General features: G+C 74.2%; 23 protein-coding genes and 1 tRNA gene. 6 read left to right on the plus strand and 18 right to left on the minus strand.

Annotated elements, in window-relative coordinates:
* Positions 1-195: 195 nt before the first annotated feature.
* The 11 genes from rplL to AC3RJ8_RS13740 all read right to left on the minus strand — a co-directional run bounded on the left by rplL (position 196) and on the right by AC3RJ8_RS13740 (position 10,073).
* The gene (rplL, locus tag AC3RJ8_RS13690; protein WP_106267330.1) at positions 196-585 is read right to left on the minus strand and encodes a 50S ribosomal protein L7/L12; all 390 of its coding nucleotides are present in this window, start codon (positions 583-585) and stop codon (positions 196-198) included.
* Between the two features lie 85 nt (positions 586-670).
* The gene (rplJ, locus tag AC3RJ8_RS13695) at positions 671-1,201 is read right to left on the minus strand and encodes a 50S ribosomal protein L10 (protein WP_407318979.1); all 531 of its coding nucleotides are present in this window, start codon (positions 1,199-1,201) and stop codon (positions 671-673) included.
* 262 nt (positions 1,202-1,463) lie between these two features.
* The gene (locus AC3RJ8_RS13700) at positions 1,464-3,872 is read right to left on the minus strand and encodes a CHAT domain-containing protein (RefSeq protein ID WP_489713128.1); all 2,409 of its coding nucleotides are present in this window, start codon (positions 3,870-3,872) and stop codon (positions 1,464-1,466) included.
* Positions 3,873-4,034: 162 nt separating this feature from the next.
* Positions 4,035-5,777, minus strand: coding sequence for a S8 family peptidase (locus AC3RJ8_RS13705; protein WP_489713129.1), 1,743 nt, complete (start codon positions 5,775-5,777; stop codon positions 4,035-4,037).
* A 58-nt stretch (positions 5,778-5,835) separates the two neighbouring features.
* Positions 5,836-6,330, minus strand: coding sequence for a hypothetical protein (locus AC3RJ8_RS13710; RefSeq protein ID WP_489713130.1), 495 nt, complete (start codon positions 6,328-6,330; stop codon positions 5,836-5,838).
* Entirely contained in the window at positions 6,327-6,935 is a 609-nt protein-coding gene (locus AC3RJ8_RS13715) for an RNA polymerase sigma factor (protein ID WP_489713131.1), read from the minus strand. The genes AC3RJ8_RS13710 and AC3RJ8_RS13715 overlap by 4 nt, the downstream gene beginning before the upstream one ends.
* A 278-nt stretch (positions 6,936-7,213) precedes the next feature.
* The gene (rplA, locus tag AC3RJ8_RS13720) at positions 7,214-7,921 is read right to left on the minus strand and encodes a 50S ribosomal protein L1 (protein WP_407318984.1); all 708 of its coding nucleotides are present in this window, start codon (positions 7,919-7,921) and stop codon (positions 7,214-7,216) included.
* 262 nt (positions 7,922-8,183) lie between these two features.
* Positions 8,184-8,615, minus strand: a complete 432-nt coding sequence (gene rplK / locus AC3RJ8_RS13725; protein ID WP_489713132.1) for a 50S ribosomal protein L11 — start codon at positions 8,613-8,615, stop codon at positions 8,184-8,186.
* Between the two features lie 96 nt (positions 8,616-8,711).
* Positions 8,712-9,542, minus strand: a complete 831-nt coding sequence (nusG, locus tag AC3RJ8_RS13730; protein WP_489713133.1) for a transcription termination/antitermination protein NusG — start codon at positions 9,540-9,542, stop codon at positions 8,712-8,714.
* Between the two features lie 65 nt (positions 9,543-9,607).
* On the minus strand, positions 9,608-9,862 hold the full coding sequence (gene secE / locus AC3RJ8_RS13735; RefSeq protein WP_407318987.1) for a preprotein translocase subunit SecE: 255 nt from the start codon (positions 9,860-9,862) through the stop codon (positions 9,608-9,610).
* Between the two features lie 135 nt (positions 9,863-9,997).
* Positions 9,998-10,073 (minus strand) — tRNA-Trp (locus AC3RJ8_RS13740).
* A 179-nt stretch (positions 10,074-10,252) separates the two neighbouring features.
* Between AC3RJ8_RS13740 and AC3RJ8_RS13745 the strand changes: the two genes are divergently transcribed.
* From AC3RJ8_RS13745 to AC3RJ8_RS13760, 4 genes are read left to right on the plus strand one after another with little or no spacing between them, the layout of a single operon-like run.
* A complete protein-coding gene (locus AC3RJ8_RS13745; RefSeq protein ID WP_489713134.1) occupies positions 10,253-11,353 on the plus strand; it encodes an adenosine deaminase in 1,101 nt (366 codons plus the stop codon).
* A gap of 7 nt (positions 11,354-11,360) precedes the next feature.
* Complete coding sequence (locus tag AC3RJ8_RS13750; RefSeq protein ID WP_489713135.1) at positions 11,361-11,750, plus strand: hypothetical protein; 390 nt, start codon at positions 11,361-11,363, stop codon at positions 11,748-11,750.
* Positions 11,750-13,258 carry a sensor histidine kinase gene (locus AC3RJ8_RS13755; protein WP_489713136.1) on the plus strand — a complete coding sequence of 503 codons (1,509 nt, stop codon included), beginning with the start codon at positions 11,750-11,752 and terminating at the stop codon, positions 13,256-13,258. The genes AC3RJ8_RS13750 and AC3RJ8_RS13755 overlap by 1 nt, the downstream gene beginning before the upstream one ends.
* Positions 13,255-13,911, plus strand: coding sequence for a response regulator transcription factor (locus AC3RJ8_RS13760; protein ID WP_489713137.1), 657 nt, complete (start codon positions 13,255-13,257; stop codon positions 13,909-13,911). Before AC3RJ8_RS13755 ends, AC3RJ8_RS13760 begins: the two co-directional genes overlap by 4 nt.
* A 154-nt stretch (positions 13,912-14,065) precedes the next feature.
* Here AC3RJ8_RS13760 and AC3RJ8_RS13765 read toward each other — a convergent pair whose 3' ends face one another.
* On the minus strand, positions 14,066-14,467 hold the full coding sequence (locus AC3RJ8_RS13765) for a hypothetical protein (RefSeq protein WP_489713138.1): 402 nt from the start codon (positions 14,465-14,467) through the stop codon (positions 14,066-14,068).
* Positions 14,468-14,587: 120 nt separating this feature from the next.
* Positions 14,588-15,904 carry a phosphotransferase family protein gene (locus tag AC3RJ8_RS13770; RefSeq protein ID WP_489713139.1) on the minus strand — a complete coding sequence of 439 codons (1,317 nt, stop codon included), beginning with the start codon at positions 15,902-15,904 and terminating at the stop codon, positions 14,588-14,590.
* Positions 15,905-16,174: 270 nt separating this feature from the next.
* Here AC3RJ8_RS13770 and AC3RJ8_RS13775 point away from each other — a divergent pair, with 270 nt between their 5' ends.
* Entirely contained in the window at positions 16,175-17,161 is a 987-nt protein-coding gene (locus AC3RJ8_RS13775) for a L,D-transpeptidase family protein (RefSeq protein ID WP_489713140.1), read from the plus strand.
* Positions 17,162-17,245: 84 nt separating this feature from the next.
* Here the strand turns inward: AC3RJ8_RS13775 and AC3RJ8_RS13780 are convergent, their stop codons facing one another.
* Together AC3RJ8_RS13780 and AC3RJ8_RS13785 are read right to left on the minus strand one after the other, a co-directional pair.
* Positions 17,246-18,469, minus strand: coding sequence for a UDP-N-acetylmuramate dehydrogenase (locus AC3RJ8_RS13780; protein ID WP_489713141.1), 1,224 nt, complete (start codon positions 18,467-18,469; stop codon positions 17,246-17,248).
* On the minus strand, positions 18,466-19,746 hold the full coding sequence (locus AC3RJ8_RS13785) for an MFS transporter (RefSeq protein ID WP_489713142.1): 1,281 nt from the start codon (positions 19,744-19,746) through the stop codon (positions 18,466-18,468). Before AC3RJ8_RS13785 ends, AC3RJ8_RS13780 begins: the two co-directional genes overlap by 4 nt.
* Positions 19,747-19,827: 81 nt before the next feature.
* Between AC3RJ8_RS13785 and AC3RJ8_RS13790 the strand changes: the two genes are divergently transcribed.
* Positions 19,828-20,916, plus strand: coding sequence for a LacI family DNA-binding transcriptional regulator (locus tag AC3RJ8_RS13790; protein ID WP_489713143.1), 1,089 nt, complete (start codon positions 19,828-19,830; stop codon positions 20,914-20,916).
* A gap of 18 nt (positions 20,917-20,934) precedes the next feature.
* Here AC3RJ8_RS13790 and AC3RJ8_RS13795 read toward each other — a convergent pair whose 3' ends face one another.
* Genes AC3RJ8_RS13795 through AC3RJ8_RS13805 form a run of 3 tightly spaced genes read right to left on the minus strand, consistent with a single transcriptional unit; the run spans position 20,935 to position 26,128 of the window.
* A complete protein-coding gene (locus tag AC3RJ8_RS13795; protein WP_489713144.1) occupies positions 20,935-21,516 on the minus strand; it encodes a GNAT family N-acetyltransferase in 582 nt (193 codons plus the stop codon).
* On the minus strand, positions 21,498-23,672 hold the full coding sequence (locus AC3RJ8_RS13800; protein ID WP_489713145.1) for a penicillin acylase family protein: 2,175 nt from the start codon (positions 23,670-23,672) through the stop codon (positions 21,498-21,500). The genes AC3RJ8_RS13795 and AC3RJ8_RS13800 overlap by 19 nt, the downstream gene beginning before the upstream one ends.
* The gene (locus AC3RJ8_RS13805; RefSeq protein ID WP_489713146.1) at positions 23,669-26,128 is read right to left on the minus strand and encodes a GNAT family N-acetyltransferase; all 2,460 of its coding nucleotides are present in this window, start codon (positions 26,126-26,128) and stop codon (positions 23,669-23,671) included. The genes AC3RJ8_RS13800 and AC3RJ8_RS13805 overlap by 4 nt, the downstream gene beginning before the upstream one ends.
* Positions 26,129-26,133: the final 5 nt, after the last annotated feature.

Here is a 26,133-nt window from a genome sequence, read left to right on the forward strand (position 1 = left end):
TGCCGACGTTACCGCCGGTCCGCCCCCGTCGCCACCTCCACGGCGGAGCCGTTGCTCACACTCCCCCGGCCCCTCACAGGTCCCTCACGGGAGCACGACGAAGGCCCGCCCCCGGAGGGGACGGGCCTTCGTGCGGCGGGACGCGACGACCGGGGTCGCCGCGCGTCACCGTGAGTGCGGCTCAGGCCGCGACGCTCACTTGAGGGTGACGGTGGCGCCGGCGCCCTCGAGCGCCTCCTTGGCCTTCTCCGCGGCGTCCTTGTCGACGCCCTCGACGACCGGCTTCGGCGCGCCGTCGACCAGGTCCTTGGCCTCCTTGAGACCGAGGGACGTGAGCGCGCGCACCTCCTTGATGACCTGGATCTTCTTGTCGCCGGCCGACTCGAGGATGACGTCGAACTCGGTCTGCTCCTCGGCGGCCTCGGCCTCGCCGCCACCGGCGGGGGCGCCCGCGGCAGCCACGGCGACCGGAGCGGCGGCGGTGACGTCGAACTTCTCCTCGAAGGCCTTCACGAACTCGGAGAGCTCGATGAGGGTGAGCTCCTCGAAGGCGGACAGGAGCTCGTCGGTGCTGAGCTTCGCCATGATGTGGCGTTCCTTTCAATCAGCGCTTCGCAGGCCGGACGGCCCGCCAGAAGCAGGGGTTGGGGGTGTCAGGGCGTCCGCCAGGTCAGGCGGCGACGCCCTCCGAGTCCTGCTTCTGACGCAGGGCATCGATGACTCGGGCGACCTGGGTCGGCTTGGCGGAGAAGGCGTAGGCAGCACGCGTCAGCGTGGCCTTCAGCCCACCAGCCACCTTGGCCAGGAGAACCTCGCGGGACTCGAGGTCCGCGAGCTTCGTGATCTCCGCAGCGGTCAGCGGGTTCCCGTCGAGGACACCGCCCTTGATGACCAGTGCAGGGTTCGCCTTGGCGAAGTCACGCAGGCCCTTGGCGGCCTCGACCGGGTCCCCGGTCACGAACGCGATCGCAGAGGGGCCCTTGAGGTCGGCGTCGAGACCCTCGACACCCGCCTCCTTGGCCGCGATCGTGGTCAGCGTGTTCTTCACCACGGCGTAGGTTGCGTTGCCGCGCAGCGACCGCCGCAGCTCCTGGAGCTGCGTGACGGTGAGCCCGCGGTACTCGGTCAGCACGGCCGCGTTGGTCTCACGGAGCTTGTCCGCGATCTCCGCGACGGCGGCTGCCTTGTCCGGCCTCGCCATGGCAATCCTTCCGGTGGTGGAGCCACCGGTCACCCCGGGAAAGAGAACGAGCCCCGGCGCAGGCGCACGGGGCTCGGAGCACACAGCAGGGCTGTGGTTCGTCGTCGTGTCACCTGCGCAGGCCCCCGCTCTTCGCGGGACTTCGGTCTTCAACCGTTCGGAGCAATCTCCGGGCAGCATCTGACGACCGGCGGTCTTGGGTTACCCGAGAACCTTACACGACGACGACGGCGGAACGGTACGCCGAGCAGGGAGGCACGCGTCACAGGGGCCCGAAGCAGACGAGCGGTACCGGCTCGGGCTCCGGCCCGACGGCGTGCGCCAGGGCGGAGGCGGGGTCCCGGCCTTCCCGCAGCCCGACGTGCAGCCGGTGCACCACCCGGGCCGCGACGTCGTCACGCAGCGGCGCGACCGCCGCGACGACCGCGCGGGCGCCGAGCCGCAGCAGGACGCTCGTCAGCCCCAGCGGCTCCCCGCCCACGCGCGACGAGGACCGGCCCACCTCGCACGCCGAGAGGACGACCACGGCCCCCCGCAGGTTCGCGCCGTCCAGCTCGTGCGCGTACAGGGCACCGTCCGCGAGCCGCACGGAGGAGAACAACGGGTTGTCCGGCTCGTGCGTCCCGTGGGCGGCGAGATGGACCACCCCCGCACCCACCCACGCCGCCGTCGTGGCCGCGCAGGTGGCGCCGAGCCCGGTGAGCAGCTGGACGTCGTCCCACACCCCGGCCACCAGCCGCGCCTCCTCCTCCGCGGCCACGAGTCCCGGACCGGCGACGACCACCGCACGGTCCGGGCCGGCAGGCCTGCTCACGGGGACGAGGTCGACCCACGAGTTGACCCAGGTGGCGCGTCCGGCCCGGGACGGCAGCGCTGCCCAGGGGATCCCCAGCAGCGGGCCCCGGGCCGCGACGTGCAGCGTCCCCGGCAGGCCGAGCGGTTCGAGGAGCATCTCGTCGATCCGCGCGAGGGAACGTCGCGCGGACGCGGCCGCGATCTCCCGCAACGGCACCGGGATGAGCCGGTTCGCCAGGACCTGGACGTCCTGGCGCACACGGCGGGCCAGCTCGAGCACGTCGGCGGCAGGGCACAGCTCGGACGACCGAACGCCGTCGGGCGCGACGCGGAGCGCCGTCACACGGTCGGTGAGCAGGTAGGAGACGAGCACGGCATCGGGCGCGCCGCGCCGGAGCCGGTCGATCACCGCCGTCGCCGTCGCCGCCGTCGGCATCCCCTCGCCCGCGCCGGCGAGCTGCCAGGACCGGCGTCGGGCACGTTCCTGGAGCTTGCGCGACTCGACCTCACGCCGGGCACCGAGCTCCCGGTCGGCGACGTCGGGACCGGCGACCAGCTCACGGGCCTCCTCGCCCGCCTGCCGGGCACGGGTCAGGAGGTCGGCGAGCTCGGGGTCCTCGGGCGGACGCACCCGGGCCGCCCCTGCGAACGCCGCACGGCCTCGTTCGGTGGCGTCGAACACGGCTCGGGCCCGCCCGGTGGCGAGCGCCGCCTCCACGTCCACCCGTGCGAGGCGGCCCCCGTGCGCCGCCGCCGCGGCCACCGCCTCGACCGACCCGACGCGCGCCCGGTGGTCGGCCAGGATCTCCAGCCCACGGCGCACCGCACGCAACCCGGCACGTCGGTCGCCCCGCGCGAAGGCCACCTGCGCCAGGACGGACTGGTGGTGCACCCGCAGCGGGAGCGGGTTGTCGGCACTCAGGCGCGGAGGCAGAGTCCTGGCGACCTCTCCGGCACGGCCGACGTCCCCGGCCAGCAGGGACCACTCGACAGCGAGCAGACGGCCCGTCACCGCGACGACGGCGCCCGCACCCCGACCGCGACGTTCGGCATCACCCGCGAGCGCCAACGACCGTTCCCGACGAGCACGCCGGGTCGCACGGCGGGAGCGACCCCCGTCCCGGTCCGCCGCCAGCTGCGCCTCGAGACCGACCGCTGTCGCGCGCAGCGCCCAGGCCTCGTTCCTGACCCGGAGGAACGCCCGGCGAGACCTGTCGGCCCACCGGACGGCCTCGTCGTACCGACTCAGCAGGATCGCGCACTGTGCCCGGCCGAGCGCGGCGTCGCCCCGCTCCCCGGTCAGGTCCTCCGACGTCAGCAGGTCGACCGCGCCCGCCAGCACCTTCTCCGCATCGGTGATAAGTCCCGCATCGAGCAGGACCGCCGCACGGCCCACCTCCGACCAGCCGTCAGGCCCGCCGGGCTGGAGCGCCGCCGCCTCCTCCATCTGCCTCAGGGCCGCGGGGATGTCACCTCGGAGGTAGTTCCCGAAGCCCAGGTTGAAGAGCGCGAAAGCCGCGTACAGGTCGTGCCCGGCGCGACGCGCGTGGTGCAGCGCCAGCTCGTGGTGGCGGAGGTCCGCGTCGAGATCACCCATCTCACTTGCCGCGGCCCCCCGGTTGATGTGCACCACCGCGAGGTCCCGGTGGTTCTCCGGATCGGCGGTCGACAGTGCGCGGTCGAAGGTGCGCGCCGCCGCGACGGCGTCTCCGGACCTCAGCAGCAGGAGCCCGTCCTGGGCGTGCGCGACAGCAGCCAGCTCGGGCACCTGTGCTGCGGTGGTCAGCGCCTCGTCCACGAGCCGCCGGGCACCGGCCAGGTCGCCGGTCAGCCCGTAGACGCACGACGCCTCACCGATCAGTGCGCGGACACGCATCTCGACGACCCAGTCGCCGTGGATCGATGCCTCCAGCGGCAGGACGTCGCGCAGGAGAGCCTGGTAGGCACGCGAGGCCCGTCGGACATGCGAGGCCGCGTTGAGCTCTTGGGCCTCCCGGAGCCGCGAGTCGTACGCCGCCTTGTCGATCCCTGCCTCCTCCTAGCCGGACGCGCTGCTCCCGACAGGACCGAGGCCCGTCGCCTGCGCGACAGCATCCCACGTCGCCGACGCGAGAGCCCTGTCGGTCCGCGGCCGTCCCAGACGTGCCGCGGCGACCTGGGCTGCCAGGTACGGCGCCGCGAACGACGTCCCGCTCCACGTGGCGTACCCCCCGGTGAAGTCGTCCGGGTCGACCGACGCCCGGACCCCGGGCCTCAGCCGCTCGGCCACTCGGGCCTCCGGGGTCTCCGGCCCGTCCAACGTCGTCGGCATCGTGGAGACGACGGCGGCCCCCGGCCGGACGCACGTGACCCACGGTCCGTCGTTGCTGAAGACCGCGATCGTGCCGTCCGGGTTGGTGGCCCCGGCGACCAGGAGGGGCGGGTACGTCGACGAGAGCTGGAGGTCGTCGACCGGGACCGGGCCGCCCTCCCGGTGCTCCAGGTGAGGTGCCCACGCGGCAGGGAACAGGGGCCTGGTGGTCCCGTCGTTGCCAGCCGCGGTGACCACGACGACCCCGGCACGGCGCAGCTCGCGCAGCACCCTCCGCAGAGGTCCGTCGTACCCGTAGTCCACCGGCTGCTCGTGGTAGTAGCCCATCGCCAGCACCACGACGTCGACCTGGTGGTAGCCGTCCCTGCCGGCCAGTCCTCGCCGGTGGTAGCGCAGCAACCTCCACAGGGTGTGGAGCACCTGCCACTCCGGGATGTCCCCCGAGCCTCCGAACGCACGCACGGCCATGAGCACCGCGTCCGGGCAGACCTGGTGGACGACCCCGGCCATGAAGGTGCCGTGCCCTGCCACCGGGTCCAGCGGCCCCGTCAGCGGGTCGACACCGAGGCCGCCGAACTCCGCGTCCTCGGAGTCGAACCGGGACACGGGGAACAGCCCCACCGGCCGACCGTCGAGGGACGCGGTCCGCACGACGACCGGGCTGTCCTGGGGATCGTGCGGGTCGTACTCGCCGAACCAGGGGTGCGACCCGATCCCGGTGTCGACGATCGCCACGACCGGCCTCCGTGTGCCGTCCGCGGCCACCCACGGCGTCGGACCGTCGGCGAGCTCACGACGCGGTGCACCGCCGAGATAGCGCACAGGCGTCAGTCCGCCCGTCCCGGGACGCCCGTACTCGTCGACGGCGCTGTACGGCAGCGGGGTGCTTCGAGCACGAGCGACGGGGACGAAGGGCATCGGCGTGGACCGGGCGCGCTGCGCCCGCATCACGTGATCGAGGCCTACGCGCGGGGTCCGTTCCTCCCCCTCGTCACCGTCGTCGCGAGCGTCCAGCTCACCGAGCTCGCCGGCGATCCGCTCGAGGACCTGCCAGGCGTCCACCTCGACGTCGTCGTCGCGCAGCGGGACCAGGCGCAGCGCGTACCCGAACGACTCGTCGTCGACGTCGTCGACCGCGAGGTCGCCCAGCGTGCCGTCGTAGACGACCCGGTAGCCCATCTGCGTGGCGATACGTCGCACCCCGTCGATCCAGGTCTGCGGCTCGTCGTCCTCGGTCCACGTGTCCAGAGCAGCCTGTGCGTTCCCGCCCCCCGCGACGAGCGCCGGCACCGCCTCGGCGAGCTGCCCCCGCAGACCCGCCGGTGGGGCGCCGCGCACGATGAGCCGGTCCGCGACGTAGGTGGTCTCCGCGACCCGCGAGGCGCCCGGGCTCCGGCGGACCCGGTCCGGGTCCAGATGACGCACAGGGCGGCGGCCTCCGGCGGCGTCGGCGATGGTCGTCTCGCTCACGTGCTCCTCCTCGGTGTCGGGCACGCTCGCGCCCGCAGGTCAGACAGGGTGCTCGGGTCTACAGCTCGATGACAGGCGTCGTGATGGGGAGGTCGTCCTGCTCGACGAGCAGGCTGGCCAGCCCCCGCGGGACGTCCTCCAGGACGAACCGGCCGTCGTCGTCCGCCGTGGTGGTGTGGTCACCGTCCGGACGGCGCAGGACGATCGTCAGGGTCTCCGCGGGGGCGAGCCAGCCGTCGACGCGCACGGTCCGCGGCGCGTCGCCGGGAGACAGCGCGATCATGACAGTCAGCCGCTCGTGCGTGAAGGTGATGGTGCGGGTCTCCAGCGGCGGCGCGTCGCTGCGCACGGTCCCGGCGGGCGCCTCGAGGACCATGAGATCCATGACCTCCGACTCCAGGCCCGCCAGCGTCATGGCGAAGCGCGACCGCTCCACGAGGCCCTCCGGTACCGGGTCGACGCGGTCGTCGAGCTCGGCGACCCTGGCGAGGAGGGCGGCGTCGGACGCGTCCAGCGGCTGGTCGGCGCCCGGCACGTCGTCGGAGTAGGTCATGTCCACAAGGTCTCCCCCTGCTCGGTGAGGACGGCCCGCAGCTTGGCGAGGCACCGCCCCCGGGTGGCGCCGATGCTCCCCACCGGCATGCCGATCGCGGCGGAGATGGACCGGTAGTCCGGCCGGTCGGCGAGGGAGACCAGTCGCAGCAGCTCCTGGCACCGGTCCGGCAGCTCGCCCAGCGCCCTCCACAGCAGCCGGTCCCGCTCGTCGCGCAGGACCTCGGCCTCCGGGCCTGGAGCAGGGTCGGGCAGCACCGTCGCGGTCTCCGCCACGTCGTCCGGGAGGTCCGCACGCCGCTGCTCGTCGGCACGCCCCTTGCGCACCGCTTCCCACGCGGCGCGACGGGCGGTCACGAGCAGCCACTTGAGCGTCGCCCGCGGCTCCGCGATCGTCTCGGCGTGCCCGACGAGCGCGGCCCAGGTCTGCTGGACGACGTCGTCGGCCGTCTCGCGCGAGACACCCTGGGCGCGCACGGCCCGCCACAGCACCGGCGTCGCCTCACGGACGAACTCGCTCATCGCCTCGCTGCGGCCCTCGCGATACCCGACGAGGGCTGCCGCGGCGCGGTCACCCAGGCTCTCCGTCTCGGGGGGGCTCGTCATCTCTCCTCGCACGACCTCGTGGTCCGAGGCGGATGCCTCGACGGTCTGCCACGAGCCTAGGGCGGCACGGTGCGCCTCGCGGCGCGCCCCGGGTCCACCCATGAGATTTCACCCTCCGCACGATCAGCTCTGTCGCGAAGTAGGGAGGGCGGCCCCGGCTCCCTGATACATCGGTCGGGAGATCCGACGGGTCGGCGGCCCGCCACGGGTCCGGGGACGACGACGGCCCGGCACCCTCGCGAGGAGGGTGCCGGGCCGTCGGTGCGCGGAAGCGGTGCTCAGCTCTCCAGCAGACGCGTGGTGCGCGACTGGTCGAGCGGGATGCCCGGGCCGAACGTCGTCGCGAGCGTCGCCTTGGTGATGTAGCGGCCCTTCGAGGACGACGGCTTCAGACGCAGGACCTCGTCGAGCGCGGCGCCGTAGTTCTCCACCAGCTGCTCCTCGGAGAACGAGGCCTTGCCGATGATGAAGTGGAGGTTCGCGTGCTTGTCGACGCGGAACTCGATCTTGCCGCCCTTGATGTCGGACACGGCCTTGGTGACGTCCATGGTGACGGTGCCGGTCTTCGGGTTCGGCATGAGACCGCGGGGGCCCAGCACCTTGCCCAGACGACCGACCTTGCCCATGAGGTCCGGCGTGGCGACGGCCGCGTCGAAGTCGGTGTAGCCACCGGCCACCTTGGTGATCAGCTCGTCGCCGCCGACCTCGTCGGCGCCCGCGGCGATGGCCTCCTCGGCCTTCGGGCCGTTGGCGAACACGATCACGCGAGCCGTCTTGCCCGTGCCGTGCGGCAGGTTGACGGTGCCACGGACCAGCTGGTCCGCCTTGCGGGGGTCGACACCGAGCCGGAAGACGACCTCGAGGGTCGCGTCCGCCTTCGACGTGGCGGACTCCTTCGCCAGCTTCACGGCCTCGAGAGGCGTGTACAGGTTGTCGCGGTCGATCTTCGCCGCGGCGGCGCGGTACGCCTTGCTGCGCTGTGCCATCTGCGTTCTCCTTCTGCAGTCGTGGTCGACGGGTCTGCGCGGACCCTCCCACGTGCCCGACGACTGTCGTCGGGTCTTGGGGTGCCACTCCGCGACGATTCCTGCTGTCGCGGAGCAACTGCGCTCCGGCTTCGGTAGGACTCGCTGCGCTCGTCCTCCCTCCGCCTGCGCTCCGTCACTCCAGAGGCTTGTCCTCGCGGAGCAACTGCGCTCCGGCTTCGGTAGGACTCGCTGCGCTCGTCCTCCCTCCGCCTGCGCTCCGTCACTCCGCGACGGTGATGCCCATGGAGCGGGCGGTGCCGGCGATGATCTTCTTCGCGGCCTCGATGTCGTTCGCGTTGATGTCCGGCATCTTGGTCTCGGCGATCTCGCGGACCTGGTCCTGCGTGAGCTGCGCGACCTTGGTCGTGTGCGGGGTCGCCGAGCCCTTGGCCACGCCGGCAGCCTTCTTGATGAGCTCCGCGGCCGGCGGGGTCTTCGTGATGAAGGTGAAGGAGCGGTCCTCGTAGACCGTGATCTCCACCGGCACGACGTTGCCGCGCTGCGACTCGGTGGCCGCGTTGTAGGCCTTGCAGAACTCCATGATGTTCACGCCGTGCTGACCCAGCGCGGGGCCGATCGGCGGGGCGGGGTTCGCGGCCCCGGCCTGGATCTGGAGCTTGATGAGACCGGCGACCTTCTTCTTGGGAGGCATGCTGCTTCCCCTCTCTGTGTCATGGGCCGACGCCGTGGGCGATGACCCGGTTGCATGACGTCGTTCGCGCGGAGCGCCGGGGTCCCGGCGCCCCGGTCAGATCTTGGCGACCTGGTTGAACGACAGCTCGACCGGGGTCTCCCGGCCGAAGATGGTGACGAGGACCTTGAGCTTCTGGGCCTCGGCGTTGATCTCGGAGATCGTGGCCGGCAGCGTGTCGAACGGGCCGTCCGTGACGGTGACCGACTCGCCGACCTCGAAGTCGACCTCGATGGAGGGCTGCGCGGTGGCGCCCCCGCCGGTGGCGCCACCGCCGGCGGCCGCCTTCTTGGCGGGCGTCTCCTCGAGCATGGTGGGGGCGAGCATCCCGAACACCTCGTCCAGCGACAGCGGGACGGGCTGGTGGGTGTGCCCGACGAAACCGGTCACGCCCGGGGTGTGCCGGACGGCGCCCCACGACTCGTCGGTGAGGTCCATGCGCACCAGGACGTAACCGGGGATGCGGACGCGGCGGACGGTCTTCTTCTGCGCGTTCTTGATCTCGGTCACCTCCTCCATGGGCACCTCGACCTGGAAGATGTAGTCCTCCATGTTCAGGCTCTGGATGCGGTTCTCCAGGTTGGCCTTCACACGGTTCTCGTACCCGGCGTAGGAGTGGATGACGAACCAGTCACCGAACTGCCCGCGCAGGGTGCGCCGGAGCTCCTCGGCCGGGTCCTCGATCTCGGCGGTGACGTCTGCCTCGGCAGGCTCGCCCTCCGCCTCGTCGGTCTCGACCGGCTCGGCGTCCGGGGCGTCCGCGGCGTCGTCAGCAGCGGTCGCGGTCTCCTCGTCGGTCCCGGGCACGTCGTTGTCGGCCTCGACGCCGGGGGCGTCGGGCTGCGTGGGGTCGACGTTCTCCGCCTGCTCCAGAGGATCCTGGGACACGAACGAACCTGCTTTCTGACTTCGGATGTGGGTTGCGACCCGGGCGGTACGGCGGCTGGTCGGGATCAGTTCCCGAAGAGCCACCCGGCACCCTGGCCGACGACGAGGTCGAGCCCGGTGACGAACAGCATCGCCACCGTGACGAACACGATCACGACGATCGTGTAGTTGATCAGCTCCGACCGGGTCGGGGTGACCACCTTGCGGAGCTCTCCCACGACCTGACGGATGAACAGCGCGATGCGGCCGAAGACGCCTCGACGCTCCTTGCCCGTTCCGGCACCGTGCGTCCCAGCGGCCTCAGCCGGCGACTCGCTCACTTCGACCTACCCCGTTTCGCGATCACACCGCAGCCACGCCGCCTGCCGGCGACGCACCCACGGCACAGACTCCTGGCGTTCCGGGTCATACGTGTCGCATGGCCCCGCTGCGCGCGGCCCCGCGGGGGATCACGCTGGCAGGGTAGACAGGACTCGAACCTGCAACCTGCGGTTTTGGAGACCGCTGCGCTACCAATTGCGCCACTACCCTTCGTGCCTGACGGCACCCGGCTCGCTCCCGTGGGCGCGGTCCAGCATGGCGGCCGTCAACCACCGAGGGACAACTCTACGCGAAGCCGCGCCGTGGGTCGAACCATCACCGGCCCGACGGGCGTCACCCGGGCGGCACGGTCCCGGGACGTCCCCGTCCGTCGGTGCCACACTGAGCGGATGCGTGACCTGGCGAAGCTCCCCAAGGCCCATCTCCACCTGCACTTCACGGGGTCGTTGCGGGTCTCGTCGCTGCGCGAGATGTCCGAGGAGCACGGGATGCGCCTGCCCTCCGCCCTCACCGACGGCGTCGCCCTGCGGGTGCCCGCCGACGAGCGCGGCTGGTTCCGGTTCCAGCGCCTCTACGACGCCGCCCGGCACTGCGTGCGCTCGGAGGCGGACATGCGCCGGCTGGTCGACGAGGCGGCCGCGGACGACGCGGCCGAGGGGTCGGGGCGCCTCGAGATCCAGGTCGACCCGACGTCGTACGCGCCGTTCGTCGGCGGCATCACCCCCGCCGTCGAGATCGTCCTGGACGAGGCCCGCGCCGCGAGCGCCCGGCACGGCGTCGAGGTCGCCGTCGTCGTCGCCGCCTCGCGTATGCGCCACCCGCTCGACGCCCGCACGCTCGCCCGCCTGGCCGCCCGGTACGCCGGCGACGGCCCGGGCGAGGTGGTCGGCTTCGGCCTGAGCAACGACGAACGACGGGGCGACACCGGCGAGTTCGCGCACGCCTTCCGCATCGCACGGCGTGCCGGGCTGGCGTCCGTCCCCCACGGCGGCGAGCTGCTCGGCCCCGCCCACGTACGTGAGGTCGTCGGCGCGCTGGCCCCCGACCGCCTCGGCCACGGGATCCGGTCCGTCGAGGACCCCACGCTGCTCGCGTCGCTCGTCGAGTCCGGGGTGGCGCTCGAGGTCTGCCCGGCGTCCAACGTCAGCCTCGGCGTCTACGAGAGCGCCGACGACGTCCCGCTGCGGGAGCTGGTCGACGCCGGCGCCCAGGTGGCGCTCGGGGCGGACGACCCGCTGCTCTTCGGTTCACGTCTCGTGGCGCAGTACGAGACGGCGCGGACCGTCCACGGGTTCACGGACGACGAGCTCGCCGACCTGGCGCGCGCCTCGATCCGCGGCTCGCGCGCGTCCGACAGCACCCGGCAGCGTCTGCTCACCGGCGTCGACGCGTGGCTGGCCGACGAGCCGGCCGACCGGCCGGTCGACGTGCCGACCGATGAAGCACCGACCCGCGGGCTCTCATCTTCGTCTCATCGGACCGCGGGATGATCTGCGCATGACCTCCTCGCGCCGCCTGCTGCTGTGGGTGGTCGTGGGCCTGGCGGTCGCGGCCGGCGGACTCGGTGCGGCCGTCGCCACGGTCGGCGAGCCGGAGGACCTCGACGTGGGGGACGTCGTCGTCGTCTCCCCCGCACCGTCGCCGTCCACCGAGCCGACCACCAGACCGACGCCGTCCGGCCCACCGACGTCCGGGCCCGACAGCGACGGGGACGACGACGGGGACGAGGACGGCGTGGTCGCGCCCGTCCCCCCGGCGAGCGACGACGACGCTGACGGTGATGACGATGGTGACGATGGTGACGATGGTGACGATGGTGACGATGGTGACGATGGTGACGATGGTGACGATGGTGACGATGGTGACGATGACGACGGTGACGACTGATGGCGCACCCCGTCGACCCGGCACCCGCCCGGGGGCTCACCGTCCGCACGCGCATCCTGGCCGCCCTGCTCGCCCTCACCCTGCTCGCCCTCACCCTCGCCGGCAGCGCCGCGTACCTGCTGGCCTACCAGCAGGTCGACGCCCGGATCGACGCGGACCTCGTCCAGGACGTCGACGAGCTCAAGGCGCTGGCGGCCTCCGGGGTGAACCCCGCGACCGGTGAGCCCTTCGCCTCGCCGGAGGACGTCGTCGTCGCCGCGATCCAGCTGACCGTCCCGTCCCGGCACGAGGGCGTCATCGGCCTGCGCGAGGGCCGCAGCCCCCTCGTCAGCCAGCAGGCGGTCACGGTGCACCTCGAGGACGACGCCGCGTTCGTCGAGGCCGTCTCACCCCTCGTCTCCGCCGACCGACCGGTCCTGCGCCTGGTGCCGACCGCGACCACCGAGTACCGCGCCGTCGTCGTCCCCGTCGTCTCGGCGCCGGACGGCCCCACCGGGCCCGACGCCGCACCCGCCGCGCTCGTCCTCGCCTACGACCGCAGCACGCAGCACGCCGAGACCCAGGCGGTCTTCCGTACCTACGCCCTCGTGGCGCTCGCCGCCCTCGTGGTCACCGGCGTCGTCGGCTGGCTGGTCGCCGGTCGCCTCCTGCGCCCGATCCGGCTCCTGGCCCGCACGGCGCAGCAGATCGGCGAGACGGATCTGTCTGCCCGCATCCCCGAGTCGGGCAACGACGACCTCACCCACCTCACCCGCGCCTTCAACGGGATGCTCGGCAGGCTCGAGGAGTCCTTCGAGGCGCAGCGCCGCCTGCTCGACGACGTCGGCCACGAGCTACGCACCCCGCTGACGATCGTGCGCGGGCACCTCGAAGTCATGGACCCCCACGACCCGGTCGACGCCGACGAGACCCGCGACCTCACGCTCGACGAGCTCGACCGGATGCGGCGCATCGTCGACGACCTCGTGACGCTGGCCACCGTCGGCCAGCCCGACTTCGTCCGCCCCGCACCCGTCGACCTCGGACGCCTGACCGACGACGTGCACGACAAGGCCCGCACCCTCGGCGACCGCCGCTGGCTCGTGGACGCCCGCACCGGCGCCACCACGCTCGCCGACGCCCAGCGGCTGACCCAGGCGTGGCTGCAGCTCGCCGCCAACGCCGTGAAGTTCTCCCCGCCCGGCAGCACCATCGCGATCGGCTCGCGCGCCTCCGACGACGGCACGCGCGTGCACCTGTGGGTCCGTGACGAAGGGGTCGGCATCGCCCCCGACGACGCCGCCCGGATCTTCGAACGGTTCGCCCGCGGCGACCACGGCGAGGCCCGCCGCGAAGGGTCCGGGCTCGGGCTCGCGATCGTCGCCGCGATCGTCGACGGTCACGGCGGGACGATCACCGTCGACTCCGCCCCCGGCCGCGGCGCGACGTTCGTCATCGACCTGCCGGTGGACGCCGAGGCGTCCGCCCCCGCGCTCGAGCCCCCGTCCGACGGAAGGAACCACCCGTGAGCCAGATCCTCGTCGCGGAGGACGAGTCCCGCATCGCCTCGTTCGTCGCCAAGGGCCTGCGGTCCGCCGGCTACGCGAGCACCACCGTCGCCACGGCCCGTGAGGCGTTCGACCTCGCGGCCTCCGGCGACTTCGACCTGCTGGTGCTCGACCTCGGCCTGCCGGACCAGGACGGGTTCACCGTGCTGCGGCGGCTCCGCGAGGCCAAGGTCGCGCTGCCCGTCATCATCCTGACCGCCCGGACCTCCGTCTCGGACACCGTCGCCGGGCTCGAGGGCGGGGCCGACGACTACATGCCCAAGCCGTTCCGCTTCGAGGAGCTCCTGGCCCGCATCCGGCTGCGCCTGCGGGCGGAGCCCGGCGGCGAGGTCACGGTCCTCAGCCACGGCGACCTCAGCCTCGACCTGCGTAGCCGCCGGGCCCGCGCGGGAGACGTCGAGGTCGACCTGTCGGCCCGCGAGTTCGCGCTCGCCGAGGCGTTCCTGCGCAACCCCGGCCAGGTGCTCAGCCGTGAGCAGCTGCTCTCGCGGGTGTGGGGGTACGACTTCGACCCCGGCTCGAACGTCGTCGACGTGTACGTGCGCTACCTGCGCAACAAGCTCGGTGCGGAGCGGTTCGTCACGGTGCGAGGGATGGGGTACCGGTTGGCGTGACGCGCCCGACGCCCTGTGCGGGCACGACGGAGGGCGAGGACGGCAGACCCCGCGCGGTCGCGCTCACGGTCGCTGCGCGACCTGCGCTTTCCGCCTGACGACCGCGCGGCGTCTGCCGTCCTCGCCCTCCTTGTCGTTTCCGCTCGGTCGGGCGTCAGCCAGCCGAGGGGGCGGAGGGGGCCGACTGGGCGCTCTGGGCCGACTGGGCCGACTGGGCGGACTGGGGGGTCACCGGGCTCACCGGGCTCGTGGCCGAGACCGGGCTGGCCGGGGAGCCCGCCGTCTGCGTGGTGGGGGCGGTCGTGGCGCTCGCGACGGAACCGGCCGTCACCGTGGTGATCGACGTGCCGTTCTGGACGGCGGCCGGCGACGGCGACACGGCCTGCGAGGGCGTCGCCTCGTCCTCAGCCGCCGAGCGGTCCGTGGTGACCGTCACGGCCGAGGACAGCTCGTCGTCGGCCGGGGCGTCGAAGGTGCCCTGCGCCGCCGCGACCGTGGTGCCGAGCGCGACCGCTCCGAGGGCGCCGCTGACGATCCAGACGTTGCGTGCCTTCATGAGTTCCAGCTCCTTCGTGCAGGGACCGAACGGTCCGTGATGTGCAGCCCTCCGGCTGCCTGATGACCCCAGACTCGTCGGCCCGGGTGAGACGGCGAGGAGCCGTCGGTGAGAGCACTCTCAGAATTCGTGGCGGGCGCCCAGCAGCCGTCCGGCGACGCCGATCCACGCCTCCGCGAGCGCCGCGCCGGGCGCTCCGACGGCCAGGGAGACGACGACGGCGGCAGCGCGGGCCCGCAGCAGCACCGGGTCCACCGCCTCGCCGAAGACGGCCAGGCACCGGTCGACCAGACCTGGCACACCCTCGTAGGTCCCCGGTGCCAGGTCGGGCAGCACCGCCAGGTGCGCGACCGCGCACGCCAGGTCGTCGACGCGGTGGCCGGGCCCGAGCGTGTCGACGTCCAGCACGCCGACCACCGTCGGGTCGGCCGCCATCGGGTCGGCCGCCATCGGGTCGGCCGCCGTCGTGTCGGCCAGCACGAGGTTCGCCGCGTGCAGGTCGCCGTGAGTCGTCACGACGGGGCCCGGGTCGCGACCCTGCTGGGCGGACGTGATGGCGGTGGCGAGCTCTCCCAGGCGACGGCGGTCGACGTCGTGCCGGGCCGTCAGCTCCGTCATGTACCGGTCCAGCCGGTCGGCCCACGGGGCGCGACGACGCATCGCGACCCCCGCGGGCGGCAGGGTGCCGGTGACACGCAGGAGCTCCGCGGGGTCGAACGCGTCCACCTGGCGGCCGGCCGGGGTGCTCGCCAGGTGTGCGGCGAGGGACGGTCCCGGCAGCTCGGCGAGGATCACCACTCCGTCAGCACCGGCGGCCAGCACGGCCGGAGCGGCCAGGTCCGGGAGGTCGTCGAACAGCTCGTGCCGGCGCACGAGGTCGTCCGTCCGGCCCGGACGCACGACCTTGGCGTACACCGTCGAGCTGTCCGTCCGCGCCCGCAGCACCGCTCGCCGCAGCGGCCGGTAGGCCACCGTCTCGAGCGACCGGACGCCGTCGTGGATCCCCGCGGCGACCAGACGGCCACCGATGCGGGCGGGGACGGCGGCGACCGCCAGGCCGGGCAGGGCGGGGTCGTGCGGGTGGCTCCACACGTGCAGGGTCCGGGCCCCGCCGTCGAGCCGGACGACGCCGTCGACAGGCTGCGGCACCCCGTCCTGCGGGCGGCGACCGAGGTCACGGTCCGTGGCATCCGTGGCGTACAGGTGCTCTCGTGCGACCAGGTCGGCACCGTCGTGGCGACGGTGGGCGACGACGTCGTAGGCGACCGTCGTCTCCGCGCCGGGGCGCGGCCAGACCTCCCGGACCCACCAGTCGTCGAGCACTGCGCCGTCGGCCGCGAGCGCCGCCGCCAGGACGTCCCCGGCGACCGGGCCGGTCAGCAGCTCCTGGCGCTCACGCCGGTCGTCGGTCGCACGGGCGGTGGTCGAAGCCGTCATGCGCCCATCTCACGGGGGCTCCGCGTGCGGTGGGTGAGAACCGGATGAGAGCTCTCTCATCCACCCCAACGGTCCGTGGTCGTCGCGCGTCCTGCCGGTCGGGATGCCCGGAGCGGGGAGATTCGGGATGCCCGGAGCGGGGAGATCAGGTCACGAGACGGTGTCGATCGGCGCCGTCGGCTCGCCGGGCGACCCGGGTCGCGGCAAGGTAGGGATCCGCGATCGCGGGCACGGTCCGCCGGCGGCCGTCCCGGGAGAGGTGACACCATCATGACGACCACGACCTCGCTGCGCCGCGCGACCACCGCGGCCGCCGTGGCGCTCACGCTGCTGGTGGTGCCCGGCTGTGCGGCCCTCGCCGAGCTCGGCGGGACCGGGCCGGCGGCGGACTCGCCGGCGACGCCGTCGGCGACCGCGACCGCGACCTCCGACGCGCCGACCGCCACGCCGAGTGCCACGCCGAGTGCCACGCCGACCCCTTCTCCGCCCTCGGCGAGCCCGTCGGCCGCACCGTCGACGAGCCCGACGTCGTCACCGTCCCCAGAGCCGAGCGACGAGCCGTCGCCGGAGCCCTCGCCCACCCCGGAGGAGGACGCCGACGACGCACCTGCCGACGAGCAGGCGGAACAGGACGCCGACGAGCAGAAGGAGGAACCCTCCTACCCGGAGCACGGCGCGTCCGGGAAGAAGGTGCGCGTGCTGCAGGAGCGGCTCATCGAGCTCGGGTACTTCCTGCCCGAGGCCGACGGGGCGTTCGGCCCGCAGACACAGCAGGCCGTGTGGGCGCTGCAGAAGGCGGCGGGCCTGGGGCGCGACGCCGTCGTCGGACCGAAGACCCGGCAGGCGTTGCAGGACGGCGCCCGCCCGACGGCCCGCTCGTCGCAGGGCAAGGTCGTCGAGATCGACCTCGACCGCCAGCTCCTGCTGGCCGTGGAGGACGGCCGCGTGGTCCGCACCATCAACGCGTCGTCGGGCAACGGGGAGACGTTCGAGGCCAAGGGCCGCAGCTACCGGGCGTCGACGCCGCGGGGGACGTTCGCGGTCTACATGGAGCGCGACTACCTGCACGAGTCGACCCTGGAGCTCGGGGCGATGTACCGGCCGAAGTACTTCACCGGCGGCATCGCCGTGCACGGGTCGCCGTCGATCCCGCCGTGGCCCGCCTCGCACGGGTGCATCCGGGTGTCGAACTCGGCGATGAACTGGCTCTGGGACGACTGGGGCATGCCCCAGGGCACGACCGTCATCGTCTACTGACCCCTTCCCGCTGTGGGTGCACGACGCGCGGGTGGACCGAGCGACGACACGGCGTGTCGTGCACCCACAGCGTGGGAGGGAGGGTCAGAGGGCCAGGCCGACCAGCACCGGTTCGGGCTCCAGCTCGATGCCGAACTCGTCGCGCACGCCGTCGCGCACCGCGCGGGCGAGCGCCACCAGGTCCTGAGCCGTCGCGCCGCCACGGTTCGTCAGCGCGAGGGTGTGCCGCGTCGAGAGCCGGGCCGGCGAGTGCTCCCCCGCGACCCCGAAGCCCTTGGTGAACCCCGCGTGCTCGATGAGCCACGCCGCGGACGTCTTGACCACCGACGGGTCGATCTCGCCCAGCGCGGGTCCCGTCGTGGTGGTCGGCGTCGCCGAGCGCACCGGGAAGCGCGGCGCGTCGTCGGGCAGCGCCTCGGCAGCCTCGGCCGACAGGACGGGGTTGGTGAAGAACGAGCCGGCCGACCAGCGGTCGTGGTCCGGCGCGTCGGCTCCACCGACGCCGTCGAGCAGCATCCCCTTGCCGCCGCGCAGCTCGAGCACGGCGGCACGGACGTCCGCCGAGGGAGCCCGCTGGCCGACCTCGACCCCGAGGCGCCGGGCCAGCTCGGCGTACCCGATCGGGGCCGAGAGCGACCCCATGCGCATCTGCAGCCGGACGTCCAGCACCACGTACCGCGGGGTCGGGTACCAGATCTCGGACGCCGTGCCGCGCATCGTGCGCTTGAGGATGCTGGTGCGGTACCCGAACCCGAGCTCGGACAGCGTCAGCGTGCGGCGCTGGCCCGTGGCGCGGTCCCAGGTGCGGACCGCCGCCACGACACCGGCGACCTCCTGGCCGTAGGCACCGATGTTCTGCACCGGCGCCGCGCCCATGGTCCCGGGGATGCCGGAGAGCGCCTCGACGCCCACCCACTCGTTCGCCACCGCCTGGGCGACGAACGCGTCCCAGTCCTGACCGGCCGGCAGGGTGACCGTCGCACCGCCGCAGGCACCCTCCTCGACGTCGCAGGCGGCCGACAGGTCGGCGTCCAGGCCCTGGCGGACGTCGCGGACCACCACCCCGTCGAACCCCTCGTCCGCGACGAGCAGGTTCGACCCGCCGCCCACCACGAGCAGCGGCGCCCCGGCGTCGTCGGCCGATCGCACGGACTCGATCAGCTCGGTCTCGGTGGTCGCCTCGACGTACCGGTCGACCGGTCCGCCGACGCGCAGGGTCGTCAGCTCCGACAGGCTCGGGGTGGCGGCGCGCTCCCCGGCGGTGGTCGTCGGGTCGTCCTCGGCGGGCTTCGCAGCGGTCTGGCTCACGACTCCAGCGTAGACGCGCGCGGCGGCCGTGCCGCGCTCGCGACGAACAGCCCGACGACGACGGGCAGGGCCAGGACCAGCAGCGCCGGCCGGTAGCCCGTGTAGTGGGCGAGGAACCCGATGAGCGCGGGACCGACGAAGAACGCCGAGTACCCGATGGTGGAGACGACGGCGACGCGCAGGGCGGCACGCCTCGGGTCGTCCGAGGCGGCCGACATGCCCATCGGGAACCCGAGCCCGGAGCCCGCGCCCCACAGGAAGACGCCGACCAGCGCCACCGGCAGATTCGGGACCAGGGCGAACAGCGACACCCCGACCAGGGCGGCCACGCCGCTGACCCGCAGCACCGGCACGCGCCCGTACCGGTCGATGATCTCGGTGCCGACCAGCCGGGTGACGGTCATCGCGACGAGGAACACCGCGAGCGCCACCGCGCCCATCCCGTCGCCGGTCTCGAACCCGTCGACGGTGGCCAGACCGACCCAGTCGTTCGCGGCTCCCTCCGTCAGCGCGGCGGCGAGCACGATGAGCCCGACGAGCAGCGTGCGCGGCTCCCGCCAGGTGGCCAGCGTGTCCTTGACGGAGTGGCCGTGGGAGGGTTCGACGGCGGTGGCCGGGTCGGCCGTGGCATCCTGCGCCCCCGCCGTGGAGACGTCCGGTCCGGCGTCGTGCGCGGGCAGGAAGGCTCGCACGCACAGGGCGACGGCCGTGGCGTCGACGACGACGACAGCGATGAGGTGCGCGGTGAGGGGCACCTGGGCCCAGGCGGCGAGCGCCCCGACGCCCGCGCCCGCGACCGTGCCGAAGGAGAAGGCCGCGTGGAACCTCGGCATGATCGCCTTGCCGAGGCGTTGCTCGACGACGGCGCCCTCGAGGTTCATCGCGGCGTCCCACACACCCATGCCCATCCCGGCGAGGAACAGCCCGCCGCGCACGAGCCAGGGCAGGTCGACGTCGATCGCGACGGTGGCGAGGGTGAACCCGACCGCCGCGAGCACGGCGAAGCCGAGGACGGTGCGGGCGGCGCCGAGGCGCGAGGCGATCATGCCGGACAGCGGCAGCGCCGTGATGGAGCCGATCGACGCGGTCAGCAGCAGCACCCCCATCTGCGCCTCGCTGAAGTCGAGACCGTCGCGGACGGCGGGGATGCGGGACGCCCAGGTGGCCATGCCGAAGCCGGCGGCGACGAAGACGCCGTAGACCGCCACGACGGCGGAGCGCAGCGGGCGCGGGGTCGCGCCGCGAGGTGCGGGGGTGTTCACGGACTGACGATCCACGACCGCTCCCTGCGCGGTCAAATCGTTTCGACAGCGTCGCGCCGGTAGGCTGTCGCCACTCGCCGGCCGGGAAGGAGCTGCATGGGCCGCACACCGGGCAACCGCCCCACCCTCGCCCGGGTCGCCGAGCGCGCCGGGGTGTCCGTCTCGACGGCCTCGCTCGCCTTCTCCGGCTCCGGTCCCATCACGCCGGAGACCCGCGACAAGGTCCTCGCCGCCGCCGCCGACCTCGGCTACACCGGTCCCAACCCGTTGGGGCGCCAGCTGCGGCGGGGACGGTCCGGCATCGTGGGGGTCGTCATCGGCGACCATCCAGGCCGGGCCTTCCGCGACCCCGTCGCGGTGCAGGTGCTCGACGGCCTGGTGGACGTCCTGGGCACGGAGGGTCTCGGCGTACTGCTCATCCCCGGGGTCGACCTCGGGGACGAGGCCGTCGACCCGCTGCTGGAGACCGCCGCGATGGACGTGGCCGTGCTCGTGTGGGGCGTGCTGCGCGACGACCCGACGCTCGCGGCCCTGCGGCGCCGCAACGTGCCCGTCGTCGTCGGTGAGGGGCGGGCCGTCGAGGGCGCCCCGCTCGTGTCCCTCGAGGACCGGTCCGGCGCCGCGGAGGCCGTGCGTCACCTGCTCGACCTCGGGCACACCCGGATCGCGGAGATCGCGTTGCCACTGGGCCGCGGCGAACGGTCCGGCCCGGTCGACGCCGAGCGGCTCGCCCGCGTGGACCGCACGCCGACGGCGCACCGCATGGCCGGCATCCGTGACGTCGTCGAACCCGTCATCACCTGGGAGACCCCGGCCTCGCTGGTGGAGCACGGCCGCGACGCCGCCACGGAGATCCTGGGCACGTGGGTGCCGGCCTCCGAACGCCCGACGGCGATCGTCGCGCACTCCGACCTCCTCGCGGCCGGGGCCGTCATCGGCGCCCGCGAGCTCGGGCTGCGCATCCCCGAGGAGGTCTCGATCGCCGGGTTCGACGGCCTCGATCTCCCGTGGCTCTCCCCCGACGTGCTGACCAGCGTGCACCAGCCGCTGCGGGAGAAGGGCACGCGGCTCGGCCGCGCCGCGATCGACCTGGTCGCGGGCGACGAACCGACGTCGGTCGCGCTGCCCGTCGGGCTGGTCCCCGGCACGACGACGGGCCCGGCGCCGGTGCCCGGGCAGCCGTAGCCGGCCACCCGGGCGGGTTCAGCGCGACGCGGCCAGGAGGCTCTCGGCCCGGTCGCGCGTGAGGAACCCGAGCCGGGCGACCTTGGGCCCGTGCGGCGACTCGAAGCGCACCTGACCGGCGAGCTCGAACCCCATCGCCGCCGTCCGGGCGACCGCGGCGCGGTTCCGCACGTCCGGCTCGACCACGATCCGTCGCACCGCCGGGCGGGCGAAGGCGAACGCCAGCAGCGACGCGCCGACCACCGACCAGTCGAGGTCCGCGCCCTTGAAGAAGTGCGCCCCTACGTCGCCCGGCCTGACGTCGTAGGCGGTCGCGACCGGGTCGTCCTCAGGGTGGTAGAGCTGCACGAGTGCCACCGGCTCCCCGGCCGCCCGGACCAGGTAGGCGTGGTGCGTCGGCAGCGAGGCGACGAACTCGTAGGTCTCGCGCAGCTCGTCGCGACCGAGCTCCCCCAGCCCGAAGAACCCCGCGTCCGGCCGGGTCACCCAGGCGTGCAGGAGGTCGACGTCGGCCGCCGGGTCGAGCATGTGCACGGCCGTCCCGGCGCCGTCGTGCCAGACCTCCTCGCCGGGTGCTCCCGTCAGCAGCCGCTCGTCCATGCGCCTTCCCAGGTCTCCCGGCGCAGGCGCGCCCAGTCCGTCTCGATCTCGTGCGTCCCCGCCTGCGCCCACTCGGGGTGCTGGTCCGCGAAGTGCTCCGACCGTGGGTCCCCGGACGCCCCGAAGGGCGCTCCCCAGCGGCTGCGACGCCGGTCGGACAGGTCCCACACCCAGCGCGCCACCGCACCTCGCCGGGACGCGGCGGAGACCCCGGGGACCGACCCGGTGCAGCACACCGTGTCGACGGCTCCCCCGACGGGCGCCCGTCGGTCGCGAGGTACCTGAGGAACCAGTGCCGGGTCGACGGGGGCGTCGGCCAGAGCGTGCAGCGGCAGCACGGGGTGCACCGCGCCCCAGGGAGGGCGTGCGTCGCCCGTCCGGGACGCCGCGAGGTCGCGCAGGGCGGCCACGGCCTCGGCACGGGCGTCCAGGCGCGGCCCGTCGCCCGGCGTGCCGGGCTCCCCCGCCGCGAGGAGGGCGCCGAGCACCTGCCCCGCGCGGGCCCGCACGTCGAACCACGGGGCCAGCACCTCAGGCAGCGCGGGCAGGTCCCGCGCTGCCGCCAGCGCCGGGTGGTCCGCGGCCCGGCGCGTCAGCACGTCGCGCCACGCGGCGAACAGCGCGGCGTCGGCCGAGTCCGCGGACATCCGCGCACCGTCCGCCACCCAGGACCGCAACCGCGCGGCCGCGGGCCCGACGCCGTCGTCCTCGGCCGCGACGCCGTCCAGCCAGCGCAGCAGGTCCGCGGCGCCGGGGTCCCGGACGTCACCGTGGATCCTCGCCTGCCCGTCGGGGCTCTCGTGCGACACGTCGGCGAGCAGCTCACGGATCCGGTCCGCGCGGTGCGGGGCGTACGTCAGCCCGAGGTCGGGCACCCGGGCCGACGTCTCCGGGCGCTCGTTCGCGTCGACGGCCACATCGTCGACCGGCACGGGGTCGGACGGCGGTCTCCAGGCAGGCAGGGCGGTCCGCCCGGGCTCGACGACGTGGGGCAGCACCCGCTCCGCGCGCGGCCGGTCGGGCACCCGACCGGCCGTCAGGCTCAGCACCGCGCCCGACGAATCCGCCGTCAGCACCCGGTTGACCGGCTCGACCCAGCCGGCGAACGCCGCGGCGACGTCGGCGGCGCAGCGAGCGCGCTGCAGAGCACGCCAGGACGCGACCCCGAGGTCGGCGTCCACCCGCACGGGCCACCGCAGCGCGTGCCGGTCGGTGACCAGCGGACCGCGCGGAGTCTCGGCCCAGGAGACCTCGACCGACGGCGCACCCCGGACCGGCACCGTCTCGGTTCCCGTGACCGCCGCCGCGAGGGTCTCCGGCGTCTCGACGAACAGCTCGGCCTGGTGGGCCACCGCGTTCGTGATACCCCAGGCGACCGAGGCCTCGCCGTCGCCCGTGGCCTCCGCCGTCGTCCCGCCGTCGGGCCGTCGGGCCTGCGCGAAGTGCAGGACGCCCGGCACCCCCGGGAAGGCGAGCCCGACGACGTCGTAGGCGTCGCAGGCGAGACGGACCTGCTGGTAAGGCCCCGGCAGCTCGAGCAGCCGATGCGGGTCACCGGCCAGCAGCGGCTTCCCGGACGCGGTCCGCGTGCCCGCGAGCGCCCAGGCGTTAGACCCGGACCCGGCACCGTCGTCGGCGCCGGAGAGGATCGCGCCGAGGGCGTGCCCGGGGCCGAGCGCGTGCTCGACGTGCTCGCGCCACAGCAGGTGCGGCCAGGCGCCGAACAGAACGTGGTTCGTGAGGAACACCCCGAGCGGCATCCAGTCCGGCCACGGGGTGTGCGGCGGGAGCTCGCCGGGCATCGCGCCGTCGGTCGCGAGCGCGTCCATCTCCGGCACGTCGCGGCCGCCGTCGGACAGCCCGGCGTTCACCCCGGCGGTGTAGGCGGCCAGCCAGGCACGCTCGGGCTCGTCGAGCGCCGCGAGCACCTGCCGGGCGGTGTCGGCCAGCCGGACGCGGACCGCGAACCGGTCCCACCCCAGCCCGCCGGGCCCGAGCCGCGCCGCGAGCCGGCCCTCCGCGCGCCAGCGGTCGGACTCGAGCTGCCAGCCGCGGTCGCGCGCGGTCACGTACCCCTGGCCGAACGCGAGGTCGCGCTCGTCGGCGGCCCGGACGTGCGGCACGCCCCACGTGTCGCGGAAGACCTCGAACCTCACGGGCGGGCCACCGGGTTCGCGAGCGTCCCGGCGTACAGCAGCGAGCTCGACTGGTCGGCCAGGTCCACCATCTGCAGGGTGTTGCGCAGCTGCAGCCGGTTGAGGCACGAGTGCGCGAACCGTGCGGCACGCAGGTCCACGCCGGAGGCCAGGTCCGGGTGCTCGGCGTGGTGGCGGTCGATCGTCGCGGCGACGAGCTCCCAGAACCGGTCCTCGCGCAGGACGCCGTCGACGGCGAGGATCCCCGCCAGGTGGCGCAGCACCCCGTCGAAGACGTCCGTGAAGATCGCCAACGCGGCCTCCGCGTCGTCCACGGGCGCGGCGACCCGGGCCACCTGCTCCGGCAGGGCGCGGTCCGAGAGCACCGCGACCTCCTCGCCGATGTCCTTCATGAACGCCCGGCGCACCACACCGTCGCGCAGCACCAGCACGAGGTTCTCCCCGTGCGGCATGAAGGCCAGGTCGTGGGCACGCAGGCAGTGCACCAACGGGTACAGGTAGGCGTCCAGGTACGCCTGTACCCACGCCTCGGCGCCGAGGCCGGAGGCTCGGACAAGCTCCGTGGCCAGCGCGGTGCCCGAGGCGTCGCGGTGCAGCAGCGATGCCATGGTCGCCAGCCGCTCCCCCGGCGCCGTGCGCGGCAGCGGGGACTCGCGCCACAGCGCGGCGAGCATCTTGCGGTGCGGGTTGGGGCGCGGGGTGCGGTGGTAGACGTCACCCGTGTAGCCGACGGCGGCGAGCTCGCGCAGCACGCCGAACCCTGCGGCGCGCAGCGTGTCGTCGCCGTCCACGAGCGCGGCCACCCAGTCGTTGATCGCGGGCGTGGCGCGCATGTAGGCGGGCGACAGCCCGCGCAGGAACCCCATGTTCTGGATCGCCAGGGCGACCTTGACGTAGTGCCGGCCGGGGCGGGTCCGGTTGAACATCGTGCGGATCGACTGCTGGGGCGTGTACTCGTCGGCGCCGGGCCCGAGCGGGACGAGGTCGCCGCGCGCGACGTCGGCGGCGAAGGTGACCGGAAGCCGGTGCTCGGCCTGCCAGGGATGGACGGGCAGGTAGCGGTAGTCAGCGGGGTCGAGGCCCCGCGCCCCGAGGCGGTCGGCGAACGCCGCGCGCTCGGCCCCGCTCAGCTCGTCCTCGTACAGCCCCGCCTCGGACTGGTCGGCCGCGAGCGCCAGGTGCGTGTGCTCCCGCCGGGCGGCGACCCACTGCAGCCGTAGCCGGCCGCCGCGCTCGGGCGCGTACCGCTCGTAGTCGGGCAGCGAGAAGCCGATCCGGCCGTTGTTCGCGAGGAACCCCGGGTGCCCCTCGGACATGGCTCCCTCGACGGCCTGGTACGTCTCGGCGGTCCGGCGGCGCTCCTCGCCCGGGTCGTCGCCCGCGGAGCCGTCGCGTCCGACGGCCGGTGCCGTGAGCCCCGCGACGAGGCGGGACACGTCGGGTGTCGCCCCGGAGAGCTCGCGGTCGCGCTTGGCCATCGCGGCGGCGAGCGTGCTGGACAGCTCCTCGAGGTAGACGGCGAGCAGGTCGTCCGGGATCCCGAGCCGGGGCTGCAGGTCCACGACGAGGTCCAGCACGTCCACCGGGCAGTCGTCGCCGTCGGGCCCGGTGCGGACGATCGACGCCGGGTCCACGACCCAGTGCTCCAGCGCGAACGTCCGCGCGGCGAAGGTGTAGGTGCCGCCGTCGAGGTCGAGGCGGTACCGCCCGGCACCCTCGGGGCCGTCCGGCACCGGGGCGAACAGCCGCTCGTGCGCCAGCTCCGCGAGCGCCTTGGCCGCGAGGTGCCGGTGCGCGGGCCCGGCGAGGTCGCCGCGCAGGTGCGCGGCCGCCGGCACGCCGCCGCCCAGCGGCGAGGCCGCGAAGTCCGCCCGGGTGCACACGCTCAGCGCCGCCGTCTTGGTGTGCCCGCCGTCGGTCACCTCGACCTCGCGCAGCACCCGGAACCCCGCGGCAGCGTTCTTCGCGGCGATCGGGGCGTTCGCCACGTCGGGCTCGACGACGACGCGAGCGCCCCCGCGACCGCCCACGGCCGGGTCGGCCAGGCAGAAGCCCACGACGGCGGACATCACCGCGTCGGTCAGCCCGCGGCGCCGCGCGGCGGGGTCGTCGGGGGGCGGGGCCACGAGCAGGTGCATCCCGACGTCACCAGGGGCGGCGGCGTGGACGTCGGCGAGCAGCACGCGGGCCGGGTCGTAGGTCTCGACGTAGACGACGGGGTCGCCGTCGAGCCGGCCGAGCCAGCCGTGCTGGGCGTCGTCCGCGGCGAGGCCGGCCAGATGGTCCCGGACGTCGTCGACGCCGAGGTCGCCCATGTGCCACGCCGCCGACGCCGGGTGCGTCAGCCAGGAGTGCACCGTCGCGGCGTCGTGGGCGGGCACGACGGGAGCGAGCACGACGTCACCGAGCCGGGTGGACGCGGTGAAGGCGCTGGTCACCGGGGCCGTCTGGGTCACAGGGG

The organism is Isoptericola sp. MSGPD8_1_ISO-PGPR-S23-394 (genome assembly GCF_058072785.1).

What these genes read in the sequence shown, in the direction of transcription:
- AC3RJ8_RS13765 (WP_489713138.1), bottom strand. Translation starts at nt 14,467, where the DNA reads ATGAAGGCACGCAACGTCTGGATCGTCAGCGGCGCCCTCGGAGCGGTC.
- AC3RJ8_RS13715 (WP_489713131.1), bottom strand. Translation starts at nt 6,935, where the DNA reads ATGACGAGCCCCCCCGAGACGGAGAGCCTGGGTGACCGCGCCGCGGCA.
- AC3RJ8_RS13755 (WP_489713136.1), top strand. Translation starts at nt 11,750, where the DNA reads ATGGCGCACCCCGTCGACCCGGCACCCGCCCGGGGGCTCACCGTCCGC.
- AC3RJ8_RS13775 (WP_489713140.1), top strand. Translation starts at nt 16,175, where the DNA reads ATGACGACCACGACCTCGCTGCGCCGCGCGACCACCGCGGCCGCCGTG.
- rplL (WP_106267330.1), bottom strand. Translation starts at nt 585, where the DNA reads ATGGCGAAGCTCAGCACCGACGAGCTCCTGTCCGCCTTCGAGGAGCTC.
- rplA (WP_407318984.1), bottom strand. Translation starts at nt 7,921, where the DNA reads ATGGCACAGCGCAGCAAGGCGTACCGCGCCGCCGCGGCGAAGATCGAC.
- AC3RJ8_RS13745 (WP_489713134.1), top strand. Translation starts at nt 10,253, where the DNA reads ATGCGTGACCTGGCGAAGCTCCCCAAGGCCCATCTCCACCTGCACTTC.
- AC3RJ8_RS13700 (WP_489713128.1), bottom strand. Translation starts at nt 3,872, where the DNA reads ATGCGTGTCCGCGCACTGATCGGTGAGGCGTCGTGCGTCTACGGGCTG.
- AC3RJ8_RS13790 (WP_489713143.1), top strand. Translation starts at nt 19,828, where the DNA reads ATGGGCCGCACACCGGGCAACCGCCCCACCCTCGCCCGGGTCGCCGAG.
- AC3RJ8_RS13795 (WP_489713144.1), bottom strand. Translation starts at nt 21,516, where the DNA reads ATGGACGAGCGGCTGCTGACGGGAGCACCCGGCGAGGAGGTCTGGCAC.
- AC3RJ8_RS13770 (WP_489713139.1), bottom strand. Translation starts at nt 15,904, where the DNA reads ATGACGGCTTCGACCACCGCCCGTGCGACCGACGACCGGCGTGAGCGC.
- AC3RJ8_RS13710 (WP_489713130.1), bottom strand. Translation starts at nt 6,330, where the DNA reads ATGACCTACTCCGACGACGTGCCGGGCGCCGACCAGCCGCTGGACGCG.
- rplJ (WP_407318979.1), bottom strand. Translation starts at nt 1,201, where the DNA reads ATGGCGAGGCCGGACAAGGCAGCCGCCGTCGCGGAGATCGCGGACAAG.
- rplK (WP_489713132.1), bottom strand. Translation starts at nt 8,615, where the DNA reads ATGCCTCCCAAGAAGAAGGTCGCCGGTCTCATCAAGCTCCAGATCCAG.
- AC3RJ8_RS13750 (WP_489713135.1), top strand. Translation starts at nt 11,361, where the DNA reads ATGACCTCCTCGCGCCGCCTGCTGCTGTGGGTGGTCGTGGGCCTGGCG.